This is a genomic window from uncultured Catenibacterium sp., from assembly GCF_900540665.1.
Lineage (GTDB): Bacteria > Bacillota_I > Bacilli_A > Erysipelotrichales > Coprobacillaceae > Catenibacterium.
Genome location: NZ_UQGV01000054.1, coordinates 1 through 17354 on the forward strand (window position 1 = coordinate 1; position 17354 = coordinate 17354).

12 protein-coding genes are annotated in these 17354 nt (G+C 33.8%); 4 read left to right on the top strand and 8 right to left on the bottom strand.

Annotation, left to right across the window (positions count from 1 at the left end):
* Nucleotides 1-242: 242 nt before the first annotated feature.
* From QZQ55_RS07660 to thrC, 8 genes are all read right to left on the bottom strand, one after another.
* A complete protein-coding gene (locus QZQ55_RS07660; RefSeq protein ID WP_295091899.1) occupies nt 243-1691 on the bottom strand; it encodes a glycoside hydrolase family 1 protein in 1449 nt (482 codons plus the stop codon).
* A 12-nt stretch (nt 1692-1703) separates the two neighbouring features.
* Nucleotides 1704-2579, bottom strand: a complete 876-nt coding sequence (locus QZQ55_RS07665) for a hypothetical protein (RefSeq protein WP_295091902.1) — start codon at nt 2577-2579, stop codon at nt 1704-1706.
* Nucleotides 2576-3796 carry a hypothetical protein gene (locus tag QZQ55_RS07670; protein WP_295091905.1) on the bottom strand — a complete coding sequence of 407 codons (1221 nt, stop codon included), beginning with the start codon at nt 3794-3796 and terminating at the stop codon, nt 2576-2578. Before QZQ55_RS07670 ends, QZQ55_RS07665 begins: the two co-directional genes overlap by 4 nt.
* Nucleotides 3797-3807: 11 nt before the next feature.
* The gene (locus QZQ55_RS07675; protein ID WP_006505197.1) at nt 3808-4059 is read right to left on the bottom strand and encodes a hypothetical protein; all 252 of its coding nucleotides are present in this window, start codon (nt 4057-4059) and stop codon (nt 3808-3810) included.
* 383 nt (nt 4060-4442) lie between these two features.
* Nucleotides 4443-4679 (bottom strand): hypothetical protein, encoded by a 237-nt coding sequence (locus QZQ55_RS07680; protein ID WP_295091908.1) that lies wholly within the window; start codon nt 4677-4679, stop codon nt 4443-4445.
* Between the two features lie 69 nt (nt 4680-4748).
* On the bottom strand, nt 4749-5507 hold the full coding sequence (locus QZQ55_RS07685) for a histidinol-phosphatase (protein ID WP_295091911.1): 759 nt from the start codon (nt 5505-5507) through the stop codon (nt 4749-4751).
* Nucleotides 5508-5546: 39 nt separating this feature from the next.
* Nucleotides 5547-6440 carry a homoserine kinase gene (gene thrB / locus QZQ55_RS07690; RefSeq protein WP_295091914.1) on the bottom strand — a complete coding sequence of 298 codons (894 nt, stop codon included), beginning with the start codon at nt 6438-6440 and terminating at the stop codon, nt 5547-5549.
* A 2-nt stretch (nt 6441-6442) separates the two neighbouring features.
* The gene (gene thrC / locus QZQ55_RS07695; protein ID WP_295091917.1) at nt 6443-7927 is read right to left on the bottom strand and encodes a threonine synthase; all 1485 of its coding nucleotides are present in this window, start codon (nt 7925-7927) and stop codon (nt 6443-6445) included.
* A 182-nt stretch (nt 7928-8109) separates the two neighbouring features.
* Between thrC and asnA the strand changes: the two genes are divergently transcribed.
* The 4 genes from asnA (at nt 8110) to QZQ55_RS07715 (ending at nt 17309) form a co-directional block, all read left to right on the top strand.
* A complete protein-coding gene (gene asnA, locus QZQ55_RS07700; protein ID WP_295091920.1) occupies nt 8110-9126 on the top strand; it encodes an aspartate--ammonia ligase in 1017 nt (338 codons plus the stop codon).
* 56 nt (nt 9127-9182) lie between these two features.
* Complete coding sequence (locus QZQ55_RS07705; protein ID WP_295091922.1) at nt 9183-11081, top strand: NAD(+) synthase; 1899 nt, start codon at nt 9183-9185, stop codon at nt 11079-11081.
* Nucleotides 11082-11212: 131 nt separating this feature from the next.
* Nucleotides 11213-13780 (top strand): PD-(D/E)XK nuclease family protein, encoded by a 2568-nt coding sequence (locus QZQ55_RS07710; protein ID WP_295091925.1) that lies wholly within the window; start codon nt 11213-11215, stop codon nt 13778-13780.
* Nucleotides 13773-17309, top strand: a complete 3537-nt coding sequence (locus QZQ55_RS07715) for a UvrD-helicase domain-containing protein (protein WP_295091928.1) — start codon at nt 13773-13775, stop codon at nt 17307-17309. The genes QZQ55_RS07710 and QZQ55_RS07715 overlap by 8 nt, the downstream gene beginning before the upstream one ends.
* The last annotated feature ends 45 nt before the right edge of the window (nt 17310-17354 follow it).

Below are 17354 nucleotides of genomic sequence, written 5' to 3' on the forward strand. Positions count from 1 at the left end.
CAATGTTCTGTCTCAGCCCGTCTCCCGGACTGCCTGTCTATAATACCTAAAATACCGGTGCTTGTAAAGTGTTTTTTGAATTTTTTTGTCAATTCTTCGCCTATTCCTATTTTAAGTTGATATACGCTACATTTTTCCATTTTTGTTATTTTCTATTCTTTTTTATGACTGCCTCTTATAACCTCTATACACGCGATTTAAACATATAAAAGACTGACTACAGTGTGTCAGTCTTCAATCATTTATAATTCTTCGCCATTTGTTTCAATGACTTTCTTATACCAATAATATGAATCCTTCGGAATTCTCTTAAGAGTACCTGAGTTTTCATCTTCATCACGATCTACATATACAAAACCATAACGTTTCTGATAACCATTTGACCAGCTCAATAAATCAGTGTATGACCATGTACAATATGCAAGAATACGACATCCATCATCACATGCTTTCTTTAATTCTTCAATATGGTTACGTAAATATTCAATACGATATGAATCATGAATCTGTCCATCTTCTAATTTATCAAATGCGCCAAGTCCGTTTTCTGAGATAACGATTGGCAAATCATAACGTGAAGTAATCTTACGACATGCAAAACGTAATCCCATAGGATCAATAGTCCAGTCCCAGTCAGTTGTAGGAAGATTCTTATTAGCTGGTACTTTATACATACCTGGCACACCTTCCATCTCAGCTGTACCTTTTTTACCTGTATTGTTTTCACCGCCAAGAGAATCAACACCATCTAATGGGTTATATTCAATACTGCATGTCTTATAATAGTTCACACCCATAAAGTCTACCTTTGCGGCAGCTGCCTTTAGAATTTCAAGGTCGCCTTCCTCAAAGTGAGGTGCAACACCTAATGATTCTAAGTATTTCATAGCAGATCTTGGATAACGTCCATATGCATAAACATCCATCCAGTAATATGACTTCAAATCTTCATAGTCTACACATGCCATCTGATCTTCCGGCTTATCAGACACAGCATAAGCTGGACCATACGCGAATGATGAGCCAACTAATGCATCAGGATAAAGTTCTTTTAATGCCAATACTGACTTAGCATGAGCCATGAATGCATGATGATTTACCTGATAGTAAGTCTTCATATCTTTGAATTTTCCTGGTGGATGTTTTGCAAGCATCCAGCCATGGCCTGTGAAGACATTCTGTTCATTCAAAATAATCCAGTGTTTAACACGATCACCATAACGTTTAAATAATGTTGTTGCATAATTTACAAAATCATCGACAATACGACGGTCTTCCCAGCCATGATATTGATCTTCTAATGCCTGTGGTAAATCCCAATGATATACAGTAATCATTGGTACGATATTATACTTTAAGCATTCGTCAATTAAGTCATCATAGAACTGTAAACCTTTTTCATTCACCTGTCCGTTGCCATCTGGATAGATTCTTGACCAGGCAATTGAGAAACGATAAGTCTTAAGACCCATTTCACCCATTAATCTGACGTCTTCTTTATACATGTGATAATGATCAACTGCTTTATCACCTGTAGTAGCTTTGAATGTCTTACCAGGGATTCTTACAAACTTATCCCATACAGAAGGTTTTTTACCATCTTCAGCCCAGGCACCTTCTACCTGATAAGCAGCTGAAGCACTTCCCCATAAGAAATCCTTTGGGAAACCTTTTGATTCTTTAAAATACATAGCGCCCTCCTATCATCCATTTCTATTTAAAAACTCTGTAAGAAGATCCTTATAAGGATGCTTTTCATCAAGAGCATAAAATGGCTTATCTTTTAATGGCATCAGTTCTTTTTCACATACTGCTGCATTGTATAAATCAAATACATCATTAAAATCTGCTTTATTGTTATTCTTGTTCTGAATAAATAATGTAGGAATAGTATTTCTCCTAATATATCTCATGACATCTAGATCATCGAGAGTGACATTTAATTCTTTTCTTAACACAATCGAAAGAAGAGGTCGTGTGATTGATTCTGGATATCCATCATTCTTCATTAAATATACAAAGTAATCACGCACATTCTTAAATGTGCTTTCTACAATCATGCTTGTTGCATTCTTTAATAAGCCAGCACTACCTGCACAAAGTAGTGCAGTTGCACCTGTTTCTTTACCATAGAAGAAGACATGATGTTCTTTACCATATTTTTGAATAATATAACGATTCCAGTAGTTGATATCCATAACATCCTGAAAACCAACACCTCTTGTGACACCATCTGATGAACCATTGCCATAACAGTCAAACATCAAAATATTGGTATGTGGACAGATTGACTGAAAATAGAGTGCTTCATTCTCTAAAGAAGAAGCATCCTTAGTAAATCCATGAACCATGATCAATGTATTGTCTGCATGATCCGCTTCAAGAAGATAACCAGTTAAAATCGCATCATTCATATTCTTAATACGCACAACCTGAGGTTTTAAAACCTCAAATGAAGTACGATTAATATGTGTACGATATAAACGTTCATCCACAAACTGACTTGTTTTTTGATATAACCCTGCACCTGCAAGGACAGCTGTCCCGAAGACCGCTGTAACTATGTTTCTCTTTTTCATTTATACCAATCTCCAAAATTATCTAATAACAATCTATTGATATTTAATACCTGTTCAAATGAGCTGAGTTTATACTTATCGTTGTTCATTCTACCTGCAAAGAAACGAATAGCGGCAACAAGTTCATTACGAACTGATGTACGCATTTCGGTTGGGAATGAACTGATTGGGAAGCATGTGAATACAAATGTATTATAGTCACTGCTGAATAAATCCAACAATACATCATAACCTTCATTCTTCAATAACATATTACCTAACGCAAGATCTAGATCATGATTCGCATAGACAAGAATTGAATCCACAATTGTTCTAAACAACTGTTTGATAACTTCTCTAAAAGGTTCCTTCTTGTTTAAGTAATAATAGAATAAATAAGAATAAACAAGATTACATTCATTCAAATTACCTGCTTCTTTATCATATAAAATAAAATGTTTCTTCATATTATCTGATAAGGCTGTTAAAACAACTTCATTAGAATCAAACAATGAGCTTAAATCAGTCATAATACAGAATGCGAATAAAGTATGCTGACATAAAAGTTGCATTAAATGGAATAAGTAGCTTGCCGCATGCTTATAGAATACATCTAAGTGATCCACGATTTCCTGGATCAATTCTCTCACATAATATAAATGATATTGATATTCAATATCACGATACTTGGAATTTGGCCCATCCCAATCATATTCATAAAGTATATTACGCAGTAATAAGATCAACGAACTAATATAAACATCATATTTCTGTGTCTTGATCAAATCATGCATCACCGGAAGATAGATTTCATAGAAAGAATCAATTGTCTTCTGATTAATACCCTGATGATACTTCATATACTCAAATATCTCGATATAATCAATTGGTGCCATGTTTGTATCAATCAAGTGATGTTCCTTCACAATTTTTGGAATCAAAGAATAATGAAGAATATGTGTAAACTTTTCTTTATAAAAAATATGTACCAGCGCATCTTTAATAATAAACTGCTTTTCCTGGTCATTTAAGTTTTCTGAAAATTCTGCTTCAACTTTCTCACCATATGAAAGTTCAACATAAATATCGATATTTCTGAAGCTCTCATCAAGCATATAATAATGAAACTTCATAGCCGTATCACCAATACGATAACTGCATCTATAACGATATTTACCTAGATAATGACTTTTATGTTCATCCAGGTACTGTTGGATAACATCTTCTATTTTACCCATACAATTCCTCCTTAAAAATCATTTTCATGAGCCATCTTAAAACGAGCAATTGATCCACTCTTAATAAAACGTTCCGCAAAGAAACGAATATTATCTAAATGAAAGTCTCCTCCCATTGTAAGAGAAGTATCCATTATTTCTTTTGTTAAGGCATAAAGCGCTTCTTCAGTTAATCCATAATCATCTGGATTAATAATTTCTCTCACCGCTTCAACACATTCTTCAAGATGTGCTGTTTTATCTATATCTGTAATATGTTCCATTTTTATCACCACCTTCATTAAACAGCCTTTAATCAATACTAGGCACTTTATATTGTAAAGGTTTTTTTAAATAAATGAAATAATATCATTCTTTTTAATAGATAATACGTACTTTCAAATTTAAGAAATATCACTACAGCAATATACATTACTACATTTTCCAAATGTATCAAAATCTAATAAACAACGGATATCTCAACATATTTTATATTTAGTATCGTGATAACTGTCAAACTGGTTCAACTATCTACATTCAATGCCTCATATGAGTGTTCTTCTTCAAACGAAATACATTACCACATTTTCTGCATCCATCTAAATCAAAATTAGTATGAATAGTCCAATACTTTTTCAAAGTGTCAACACTGTAGCTGTCAAAGTAACTAAAATTTAATTTTCTTCTTATAAGTCCATGTCTGCTCATCACCAAGCATATATTCACCATAATGAATACGACGTCCATCACTTTTTCCAATAACAACAGGAATCCATCCTGCATACTCATGTTCAGAATCGTTAAAAATATAAGCATCTTCTGTTTCAAATGCCTCATTGATATGTACTGCCATTTCACCAAGAAATTCTAAAGCGATTTTCTTTGCTTCTTCATAATTAACCATATTCTTTTTCTCCTTCTCTTATTCATATTATGCACTCATACCACCAAAACAAAGGCTTTTTCAAGCCTTCTATTTCAACATCTTTATATCTTCTGTAATTTCTAACCCATTCTCTTTTAAATAAGTATAAGCACAATTGTATGTTTTAGAGTCTTTTAATGCACCAGGTTCATGTGCATCTGTCCCTATAATAATACGATTATGATGCTTTTTACATAAATCAATAAATGGCTGACTTGGATAATGACGCATTGCCTTAAATCCTAATAAATTGAATTCTAAAGGCATATTTATTTCAGCTGCATGAATACAGATTTTTTCTAATTCATCAATATGTTCCTGCTTATTTTCATCATAAAAGACAACATCAGGATGTGCTACATATGAAAATAAACCTGTATCCATTGCCTTGATTACCTGTGATACATATCTTTTTAATTCTTCTAAACTCACAGGATACCCATAGTAAATACCTGTTTCATCACTGCCATCAAAATGATTACCTAAAATAAGATAATCTAGTCCATAACGTTCTACCTGTTCCTTAAGCCAGTCCATCTTATCTTCAAAATATTCACACTCTAAACCAATCTTAATAGAAATCTTGTCTTTATATTTATCCCTAAGTACTGATAATGTATGGACATAGTCCTCGAGTTGTGATTCATCCATACGCATTGTTGCATGGTAACCTGAATCATAATGCCATGGTGTATGATCTGAAAAGCCTAGTTCGCTATACCCTGCAGATATAGCCGCTAAAATATACTCTTCTTCACTTCCAATAGCGTGCATACATCTAGTTGTGTGTGTATGATAGTTCTTCATTTGATCCTCCTGAAAAAAATACCTGACAACTGCCAGGTATTATAAAAAGTCACATGTAAATCCACGTTCATCTAATTCTAACTTTTCTACTTGCCATCCGTCAATTAAAGATCCTAATTCTTCTTTAATACGAACAACACCCATTGTATCATCAGCACGTATCAAAGCCATAATAGTAGGCCCTGCACCTGATAAATAAGCACCTAATACTTTTTCATCCTTCTCTAATACATCCATAATAGGGAAGAAGTTATCAATTAAGTGTCCACGATATGGCTGATGGAAACGATCCTTAAAACCTAGTTTTAACCCTTCATCATATCCATTAATAAGTGATGCAACCATCAATGCAAGATGAGATACATTCTTAATCGCATCTGCACGGTCTAATGTCTGTGGTAATACAGAACGTGCTTTTTCTGTAGATAATGTGAAAGGTGGAATGAGTGCTACATAACGATAGTCCTGTTTAACAGGGATTGAAAGTGTAGTCACTTTATGTTCTTCCATAACAGAAACAGTTAAACCACCAAAGATAGCTGGAGCAACGTTATCTGGATGTCCTTCAATCTTAGTCGCAAGTTCAAGAATGTTCTGACGTTCTTCATAGCGATTCTTAAATGCGAAAGCACCAACAATACCAGCAACAATACATGTAGAAGAAGAACCTAATCCTCTTGTATAAGGAACATCTCCTTCATTGGTAATACGCAATCCTTTATAATCTAATCCCACATAACGTGCACCTTCTTCAAAGGCACGATAAGCTAAGTTATCTTTATTCGCAAACTGTTCAGGACATCCTAAGATTTCTAATCCTTCATCTAATAATTCAAAAGTGAATGTATTATATAAAGTGACTGCTAGACCTGCAACGTCAAATCCAGGTCCTAAGTTTGCGCTTGTTGCAGGAACTCTTACCTTTACAAACATAATTAGTACTCCTTGATCTTATCTGCAATAGTATCTAAAATGGCATCTCGATCAATAACACCCTTATGAAGGATTTCGCGATCCTTAATACCCTTTAATGGATAAGAAATATCCATATCAGTTAAATCATGTAATTTTTCAATAGCTGTATAAACATCTACTTCTTCACCTGTTAATGCCTGATAAACAGATTCAGGGAACTTATAAGGTGACGCAGTTGAAAGCAAGATTGTCTTAGTTGTATCACCAGTGTTCTTGACATATTCTTCATAAACACCATAACCAACCGCTGTATGTGTATCTAATAAATACTTGTTTTCATTCCAGCAGTCATGAACAACCTTAAGTACATCTTCTTCTCCAAGACATCCTGCCTTGAATTCTTTCTGAACTCTTGCGAGTGTTTCATCATCTACTTTATAAACACCTGTTTCTTTAAGTTCTTCCATATACTTATTTACTTTTTCACTATCACCATTCACCATGAACCATACTAATCTTTCTAAGTTACTAGAAACTAAGATATCCATTGCAGGTGCATTCGTTTTATAGAATTCACGTCTTGCATCATAAGTACCAGTTGTAAAGAAATCAGTTAAGATATTATTCTTATTAGAAGCAACAATAAACTGGTTCACTGGTAAGCCCATATTCTTTGCAATCCATCCCGCTAAGCAGTTACCAAAGTTACCTGAAGGTACTGTAAAGTTCACTGCTTCTCCTAACTTAATTTCATTTCTCTTTACAAGTGTTAAATAAGAATAGAAATAATAAACAATCTGTGGAATTAAACGTCCAATATTAATTGAATTAGCAGAAGATAAGAAAATATGATGTTCATCACAAAGTTCTTTTAATTCTTTTGAACCAAAAGCCTTCTTAACTGCAGACTGTGCATCATCAAAGTTTCCTCTAATACCAATGATTTCAACATTCTTACCTGTTGTTGTGACCATCTGCTGCTGCTGAATAGCAGATACACCATCAATTGGATAGAAAACTTTAATACAAGTTCCTTCAACATCCTTAAAGCCTTCTAATGCAGCTTTCCCAGTATCACCACTTGTTGCTGCAAGAATCATCACTTCACGTTCTTCACCTTTCTTCTTTAAAGAAAGAGTCATCATTCTAGGAAGCATAGATAATGCCATATCCTTGAATGCAGCTGTAGGCCCCTGATAGAGTTCTGCAACATATACATTTCCTGCTTTCTTTACAGGAACCACTTCATCACAGAATAAACCTTCACCATAAGCCTGTGTACAAGCTGTATGTAATGCTTCCTTTGCATCACTCGGTGCAAATGTACCAATAATCTCTGTTGCAAGATCAACATAGTTTAATGATAGAAGTTCTTCTAAGTTTTTCTTTTCAAAATCGAAGTCAGGTACAAGTAATCCCCCATCACTTGCGATCCCCTGAAGAATAGATGTATAAAAATCAATAGGTGTCTGATTGCCTCTTGTGCTCTTAAACAATTTTTCCATTGTGCATCTCCTTATCTTGTATTTTCAACATTGTATTAAATAATCGGAAATAAGTCAATCAAGTTCGTTGTTTTTTCAATTTCCCTAAATTATTACATATTTTTAAATATTCAGAGAAATACTGTTTTCTTTCTTTCTTTTTTATTTTTTTCTTATATAATCATGTATAAAGGAGTAAAGTTATGAGCAAAGTATTTGTACCAGAGAATTATCACTCACAACTCAATCTGATTGAGACTGAAGTTGCGATTAAGATGATTAAAGACTATTTTGAAAGACGTTTATCAGAAGAATTAAGACTCACTCGAGTATCTGCACCATTATTCTTATTAAAAAACACAGGATTAAATGATGATTTAAATGGAACTGAAAGACCAGTGGCCTTCAACAGCTATGAATTGAATAATGATGATGAAATTGAAATCATTCATTCACTTGCAAAATGGAAGCGTGATGCGCTTTATAGATATGGCTTTGAAGCACATACTGGACTATATACAGATATGAATGCAATTAGAAGAGATGAAATAATCGATAACCTTCATTCTATGTATGTAGACCAGTGGGACTGGGAATTAGTGATCAAACCTGAAGATCGTACAGTTGATTTCTTTAAACAGACTGTTAAGAAGATTTATAAAGCTTTATTAGATTTAGATTTCTTAATGATTCGTCATTATCCACAGCTAGATAAGGGATTGTTACCAGAAAAGATCTTCTTTATTACAACACAGGAATTAGAAGATGTTTATCCTGATTTAACACCAAAGGAAAGAGAAAGAGCCATCACTAAAGCAAAGAAAGCTGTCTGCTTAATGAAGATTGGGGATACCCTAAAATCTGGCATCAAACATGATGGTCGTGCACCAGACTATGATGACTGGACACTTAATGGTGATATTCTTGTTTATCATCCTATTCTTGATGATGCATTTGAATTGTCTTCTATGGGTGTACGTGTTGATGCGAAAGCCTTAGAGGAACAGCTAAAGAAAGCCCATGCAGAGGAACGTACTGAACTTCCTTATCACCAGAATGTTTTAAATAACGTTTATCCATTAAGTATTGGTGGCGGTATCGGTCAGTCACGTTTATGTATGTTCTTCTTGAAGAAAGCCCATATTGGTGAAGTACAGGCTTCATTATGGGATGAAGATACAATGCGCATCTGCGAAGAAAATAAGATACATTTATTATAAAGTTCACTTACGTGAACTTTTTTTGATATAATGAGAGGGAAATTGGAGGAATGTTTATGAAAGATGGTTTTATTAGAGTTGCAGCTGGTTCTTTTAAAGTCTCTATCGCAAATGTGAAAAAGAATGCGCAGGAGATTATCCGTTTATCAAAAGAAGCCAACGCAAATCATACACAGGTTCTTGTATTAAATGAATTATGTTTAACTGGTTATACAATTGAAGATCTTTTCTTTCAGAAGAGAGTATTGAATGAATCAGAAACACAGCTTCAATATATTTTAGATGAAACAAAAGATCTCAATACAGTGATTGTGATTGGTATGCCACTTATCATCCGTAATGATCTTTATAATTGCGCTCTTGTACTACATAGAGGAGATATTCTAGGTGCTGTACCTAAGACATATATTCCTAACTATCATGAATTCTATGAAGGCAGACATTTCAAGAGTGGTCGTGATCTCGATGAATATATTACTTTATGTGATCAGGAAATTCACGTCACAACTGAACAGCTTTTTGAAGATGTAAATCATCCTTGGTTAAAGATCGGGGTAGAAATATGTGAAGATGTATGGGCACCTCATACACCAAGTACGGATGCATGTTTAAATGGAGCAACACTGATTGTGAATCCTTCTGCTTCTAATAACTTAACAGGTAAGAGTGATTATAGACGTAGCTTAATTAGTGCAACAAGTGCAAGACTTGTATGTGGCTATGTTTATAGTAATACGGGTGTGGGTGAATCAACAACTGATGTTGTATTCTCTAATCATCACCTTATTTATGAAAATGGTACATTACTTAAAGAATCTACTCAGTATTCTACAGGTTTAATCTATGCAGATATGGATTTAGAAAAGATTCATACAGAACGCATTGAAATGACAACATATGAAAGTGAAGATTATTTTGATACTGTACCATTTATGCTTGATGATGAAGAATTGGATTTAGATCGTTATTATGATCCTCATCCATTTGTACCAAGTGATAAAGAGAAACGTGCAGCACGTTGTGAAGAAGTATTCAATATCCAGACTCATGGCTTAATGCAGAGATTAGAAGCCGCTCATATTAAGAAAGTCGTTGTTGGTATGTCTGGAGGACTTGATTCTACTCTTGCCTTACTTGTTATGCATAAGGCTTATAAGATGTTAGGTCGTCCTGTATCAGATATTATTGCGGTCACAATGCCTTGTTTTGGTACAACAGATCGTACTTTAAATAACGCCTTAACACTTATGAAGGAACTAGAAGTCACTTCTATGACAGTCAATATCAAAGATGCCGTTAACCAGCATTTCAAAGATATTAATCATGACCCTGAAGTCCATGATGTGACTTATGAAAACTGCCAGGCACGTGAAAGAACACAGGTTCTTATGGATATTGCGAATCAGGCAGGTGGCATTGTCGTAGGTACTGGAGACTTATCAGAAGTTGCACTTGGATGGTCTACTTATAATGGTGACCATATGAGTATGTATGGTGTAAATGTTTCTGTTCCTAAGACACTTGTAAGATATCTTGTAGATTATGTATCTACTCTATATAAAGGAGAGGTATTAGAAGCCACATTACAGGATATTCTTCATACACCAGTCTCACCTGAATTGCTTCCTGCAAAAGATGGTGAAATCACTCAGAAGACAGAAGATATTGTAGGACCTTATGAATTACATGACTTCTTCCTTTATCATCATGCAAGATTCCATTATGAACCACAGAAACTATTACGTATTGCGATTCATACATATGGTGATAAATACGATGAAGCAACAATTAAGAAATGGTTAACACTATTCTATAGACGTTTCTTTACTCAGCAGTTCAAGCGCAGCTGCATCCCAGATGGACCTAAAGTTGGTTCAGTGGCTTTATCTCCTCGTGGAGATTTACGTATGCCTAGTGATGCAGATGTATCTATGTGGCTTGATGAGTTACGTTAAGATGAAGCTTTCCACTTATGTGGAAGGCTTTTTTTAATAACTCCACTATATAGGTGTTATAGACGCTGAACTTAATGCATGATTTTAGATGCAATGATATAATAGTACTAAAGTGCGAAAGGAGAATCACTATGCAGATTATTAAAGGGATGCGCCTCAATAAAAAACTCAATGAACTTGCAGACACCCTGCAAGGACCTGCTTATATCATTACAGAGAATACAGAATATGTAGAAGATCTATTCTTGAATAAGTATTCCTGCTTATTTGATATAGAGGTTCTTACATTGAAACAGTATGTTGATAAGATTTTGATTTCACATAAACAGTTTGCCCGTCATATTTATTCACAGGCAGATCTTGTTTTTATAATGCGTCATATTCTTTCTTGTCATACATTTAATACAATACAGTTTAGTTCTAATTCTTATGAGATGATTCTTGAACTCATTTCTACACTTAAGAAGATTCATAGAAATAATATAACTCTCGAACAGTTTTTCGAAGATACTTTATTAAGTAAAAAATGTGAAGATCTATATACGATTAATTCACTTATTGCAGGAGGATACTGGACAATTGAAGAGATGGTGGAAGATTTAATAGACGATTCTTTAAAGACACCTCTTTATATTATGAGTGATGATTATCCTCATATTGCATCCAAAGAGTTATTTAATAAGATAGACAATTATGTTCCAGTCACATTATTAGAAATGACAGAAACAGATGAAGTATTAAGTGAGTATGAAGATACTATTATTCATCACTTATTTGATAATATTGATGTACATGAAGTTGCGAAAGGACGTGTAATGAGTGGCGGGCATCCAATGCAGGAATGTATGAAGATTGCTTGTGACATTAAATCACGTATTGTGAATGAACAGCTGCAATATGAAGATTTTATGATCATCACCAACCAGACAAGTTATTCAGATTATTTAACTATATGTTTTGATGAACTCAATATTCCTGCCACATTATCAAAAAATGAAACATGTCATTATAATAGTGATTATCGTAAAATGTCTCGATCATTATCGAAATGTAAAGGACATACTTTTAAAGAAATTATTCAGTTCCTTCAGAAACAGGATATCAGTGCATCCATGATCAAGACTCTTGCTGCTTATCAATGTGATGATGAAATCAGTCCTGAAGAGTTTGATTTATTCCTCCAATGTATTATTCTAGGTAATAGAGTTACAAATAAGACAGGTGTTATTGTGACTTCACTTGAAAAAGGACTTACTGCTTCACCTAAACATATTTACTTAACAGGAATCAATGAAACATTCTTACCTTTAGAAATCAGTGATAAAGGATTCTTAATGGAGGAAGACTATAAGCAGTTTAATCCTCATCCTCTATTATTAGATGAACAGCTGCAGGTACATTATAAGCGTATTATACAGGTTCTTTTAAATCCTTATTTATCTTATACATTCTCTTACAGCAAGAAGAATATGGCTGCCAATGAATTGATTCCTTCTATTCTTATGTCACGTATAGATGATATCTTTAAGCTAGAACATATTAATCCTTCGCTTAATTTAATTAAGAATAACCTTTATTTAAATCAGTCACGTATTGATAATGACCCTATTAATCGTTTGATTGACCATTATAAGATGACAAGTAACCAGCCTGAGTTCATTAAAGATACTCAAAAGTTAGGAAAAGGAGTAAGTGTGTCTCGTTTAGAGACATATAATAAATGTCCTTTCTCTTATTACATCAAATATGGATTAAAGATTAATGAAAAGAGAGAGGATACTTTACAGTCAAGTGAACTTGGTTCTTTATGTCATTATTTAATGGAGAAATGTTTGGATGATGTATCTCTTGTGGATGAAGAAGCGAAACATTATATAGAAGAGAATCTGAAAGAGAAATATGATGATCATCCAATGAACCAATATTTTATTAATAATCTCATTGAAGATATGAAGATGACAATCAAGATTATTCAGAAGCAGTTAAAATATGGTAAATATGTACCTGTCGCAAAAGAAAAAGAAATATCTGGTGAAATTGGAGGCGTTCCTTTCTCAGGTATTATTGATAGAGTGGATGAATTCGAGAATATGGTACGTATTGTAGATTATAAGTCAAGTAAGAAGGAGATTGATTTCAATCTTGCGATACAGGGATTTAATATTCAGATGCTTGTTTATCTAGATATGTTATGTGAACAGGAGAATAAGGACCGTGCAGGTATGTTGTACTTCAATATGAAGAAACGTATGCTTGCACGTGAGGATGATTCATGGGGTACTAGTATTCAAAGGGAGATATTAAAAGAATATCGTATGGAAGGCTATATGGTGGATGATGGATCCACTAAATCTGTAAAGGCTCTTGGTGACTTCCCTGATCTTGTAACTCCTATCAGAGTTAAGAAATCTGGAGAATACTATAATGGCGCAAAAGTCATTTCTCCTGATGACTTGGATTCAATTATGAAATATGTTGAAAACCATATTTCTGAACTATATAAAAAGATTCATGATGGTTTAATCCCTATCCACCCTACTTTAATGGAAGGTGCACAGCCATCTAACGACTTCAAGGTATATCCATGTAACTACTGCCCATATAAGTCAGTATGTTTATTTGATGTATTTGAGAACGAAAATAGAATAATTGCGAAAGATATGTATAAGAAACTAAAAGGAGATGATGAGAATGCCTAAATACAATAAAGAACAGCAGGCTGCGATTGATTTAAGAGGAAAGACTATTCTTGTCAGTGCTCCTGCTGGTTCAGGAAAGACAAGAATTCTTGTAGCCCGTTTAATCAGTTTGATTGTGAATGATCATTATTCAATGGATCAATTTCTAGTATTAACTTTTACTAAAGCCGCAGGCAATGAAATGAAACAAAGATTAAATGTGTCTTTACATGAAGAAGCCATGGCTGATCATGATGAAGAAACATTAAGACACATTCAAGAACAGATTCAATTATTACCTCATGCCTATATCACAACATTTGATAGTTTCTGTAAGACTCTCTTGGAGAAATATGGTTATTTGATTGGTATCATGCCAGGATTTAAAGTCAATCCTTCACCTGATTTAATCAAAGATCAAGTATTAGATCAATGTTTAGAGAAGTGGGTCAAAGAACCACGTTTTCAGGATTATGCATCTCGTCATAATACAAAGAACGAGTTTAATGATTTAAAACAGACATTGATTGATTTTCAGAATATAACCAATTCTTTTGTGGACTTCCATCAGTTCCTTAATCAAGTCCATGAGAAATATTATAAATTTAAGTTTTTTGGAAAAAAACCGATTCTAGAAGGCATGGCAAAATTGTATCAAGATTGCTGTCTTAAGAGTTTGAGTGCTTATAATATTCTCTATCGTTTCTGTGAAAAACATGATATTACTTATTTCTTTGAAGCAGATGAAAATGCGAAACATCCTGCACCTGCCACTGCATTATATGATTATTATTCTGATTTATACAAGGCATTAGATATGCCAATGTCTTATACTGTACTAGACGGGCGTGTATCACATAAAATAGAAATGTCATCTATCAAGTGGAATGAACTCGGTGTAGATGATTCTGTTAAGAAACAATATACAAAATTAAAGGCCGATGTCACTGAACCTCTCAAAAAGTTAAAGAAGTATTTCTCTTTTACAGATAAATTCTCTGAGTATCTTACTTATTCTTATGTAGACATTTATTATTTACTTGGTAAAAATGGGCTGTTAGATCAGTTTAATCAGGCTTATAGCGAGGCAAAGAAGGCAAGAAATGAATTAGATTTCCATGATTTAGAAGAATATGCGACAAGACTTCTACAGCCTGATCTTCCTGTTGTAGAAAGATTGAATCATACATTAAAAGAAATCATGGTGGATGAATATCAGGACACCAACCAGATACAGGAGAACCTTGTCTTAAAGATTGCGAACTATGATGAACAAATTCCAATGTTTATGGTCGGTGATATGAAGCAGTCTATTTATCGTTTTAGACAGGCCGATCCTTCAATCTTCCAGCACAAGTTTGATACATTTACTAAACTAGAAGAGATGACAGAATATGATACAAATATTCGTATTGATTTAAAGTTTAACTATCGTTCTGAAAAAGTTGTATTGGATAGTGTCAATTATATCTTTGATTGTATTATGGATACAGCTGTAGGTGGGTTAGAGTATATCCATGGTGATAATGCGATTTTAAGATATGATTATGAAGCAAAAGGTACAACACTTTCAGAATTAAAAAAGAATCATGATTTTGATACAGATGTACTTATTTCTCATTATGAGAAACAAGGAGATTATACAAAATCTGAAGTAGAAGCACATATGGTTGCGCAGAAGATTATTCAGATGAGACAGGATACAGATTATAAGTATCATGATTTTGCGGTACTCATGCGTGCTACTACAGAATTTATTACTTATAAGAAGGTGTTTGAACGTTATCATATTCCTGTAAATATTACTTTATCCACTGGTTTATTTGAGTCTAATGAAGTCATCAGTATCATGACATTATTAAAGGCTTTGGTTAATCCATATGATGATATTGCGATGTTATCTGTATTACATAATAACTTCTTATTCTCTCACTTTACTGAGAATGAGTTATTAGAAATCAGAGATGCGAATGATCCTCTCTATATCAACCTCACACATCATACAAATAAGAAGGTACTTCATTTCTTAGAGGTGTTCGATGATTTAAGAAATACTGCCATGACATCTTCACCTTATGAGACATTAAAGAAGTGTTTAAAAGAAACAGGATACCAGGCTTTTGTATCCCAGCTAATGAATGGTGAACAACGTAGCGCAAACTTAGATATTCTATTAGAAACATTCCGTACAAATAAAGAATATCCTTATTTAAAGGATTACCTAGAATTATTAGATTCTTCTTCTAGCCAGGCCCCTGGCTTTATTGCGAGTGATGAGAATGATGCTGTAGAGTTTATGACTATTCATAAGTCTAAAGGGTTACAGTTCCCTGTTGTCTTTGTGAGTGCAATGCAGAAGAAGTTCAATTCATCAGATGAGAAAGCCGAAATTATTATTTCTCAGCATGATGGAGTGGCAGGCAGTGTTGCACGAAAAGAAAAGTCTCCTTTTGGAAAAATTCTATGTAAGTATGAGCATCCTTATTTAAAGATGTTGAAGATGTTCATTCGTCAAGAAACAGTGAATGAAGAAATGCGTATTCTATATGTTGCCTTAACACGTGCAGAAAAGAAACTCATCTTAACTGGTACAATTAAGGATGAAGAAGAAATTATTTCTATTGCCCGTAAGGTTCAGGCTAATGATACAGATCCTACTCTAATTAGGGGACAGGGTGTTGTATATAACCTAGCCATGCGTTCTACCAATAATTATTTAGACTGGGTTCTTATGGCTTTGTTAAGACATAAGGATTTCCAGAAGGATATAAGACAAGCGATTCCTGAAATTATTCCGTATCTTTCTTTAGATCGTTCTTCTTTTGAGGAACTAGAGAATGATGATACCTACTTAGCACGTTTCCATTGTGTCATCCAAGATAGCAGTGAAACAATAAACAGGATTCCTGCTTATGCGAAAATTAAGGCAACAAACCAATATCGTGCCTATAAGAAGTATTATGATTTTGAATATCCTTATCCTGTTGAACCTCGAAGTATGGCGGTAACAAGTATGGAAGAAATGAAGAATGATGATACACATTTTGATTTCAGTGATGAAGAAACACACTATCTTGCAACAGATAGAGGAACATTGGTACATAACTTATTGAGTTACTTCAATTTTAAAGAAGATGATCCTGAAGAGTTGATTCAATCACTCTATGAAAATCAGATGTTTGATGAAGAAGGACTCAAGGTCTTAAATAACTATCTTCCTCATATTAATGATTTTATAAACAGTGAAACCTATCAATTAATCAAGGAAGCTGATACTATTTATCAGGAAAAGGCATTTAGATATAAGGATGAAAATGGACTGATCGTCAATGGTATATTTGACTTAGTCTTTATCAAAGACAATAAAGTCTATGTACTAGACTATAAGACAGATAGAGTATCAAAAGATAACAGTGATGAAACTCTTATTGATCTCCATCGTACACAGTTGTCTTATTACTCTAAAGTACTTCAAGAAGTATTCCATACAAATGTACAGGCAATCATCTACTATCTTCATATCAATAAAGCAATTTACTTAATAGAGTAGACAAGAAACAATGTTAATATTGGAATTAATCATTATTTCTGCGCC

Bases quoted from the DNA above. Each gene is read 5' to 3' on its own strand.
- asnA (WP_295091920.1), top strand. From the start codon at position 8,110: ATGAGCAAAGTATTTGTACCAGAGAATTATCACTCACAACTCAATCTG.
- QZQ55_RS07685 (WP_295091911.1), bottom strand. From the start codon at position 5,507: ATGAAGAACTATCATACACACACAACTAGATGTATGCACGCTATTGGA.
- QZQ55_RS07710 (WP_295091925.1), top strand. From the start codon at position 11,213: ATGCAGATTATTAAAGGGATGCGCCTCAATAAAAAACTCAATGAACTT.
- thrB (WP_295091914.1), bottom strand. From the start codon at position 6,440: ATGTTTGTAAAGGTAAGAGTTCCTGCAACAAGCGCAAACTTAGGACCT.
- QZQ55_RS07680 (WP_295091908.1), bottom strand. From the start codon at position 4,679: ATGGTTAATTATGAAGAAGCAAAGAAAATCGCTTTAGAATTTCTTGGT.
- thrC (WP_295091917.1), bottom strand. From the start codon at position 7,927: ATGGAAAAATTGTTTAAGAGCACAAGAGGCAATCAGACACCTATTGAT.
- QZQ55_RS07715 (WP_295091928.1), top strand. From the start codon at position 13,773: ATGCCTAAATACAATAAAGAACAGCAGGCTGCGATTGATTTAAGAGGA.
- QZQ55_RS07665 (WP_295091902.1), bottom strand. From the start codon at position 2,579: ATGAAAAAGAGAAACATAGTTACAGCGGTCTTCGGGACAGCTGTCCTT.
- QZQ55_RS07670 (WP_295091905.1), bottom strand. From the start codon at position 3,796: ATGGGTAAAATAGAAGATGTTATCCAACAGTACCTGGATGAACATAAA.
- QZQ55_RS07675 (WP_006505197.1), bottom strand. From the start codon at position 4,059: ATGGAACATATTACAGATATAGATAAAACAGCACATCTTGAAGAATGT.
- QZQ55_RS07660 (WP_295091899.1), bottom strand. From the start codon at position 1,691: ATGTATTTTAAAGAATCAAAAGGTTTCCCAAAGGATTTCTTATGGGGA.
- QZQ55_RS07705 (WP_295091922.1), top strand. From the start codon at position 9,183: ATGAAAGATGGTTTTATTAGAGTTGCAGCTGGTTCTTTTAAAGTCTCT.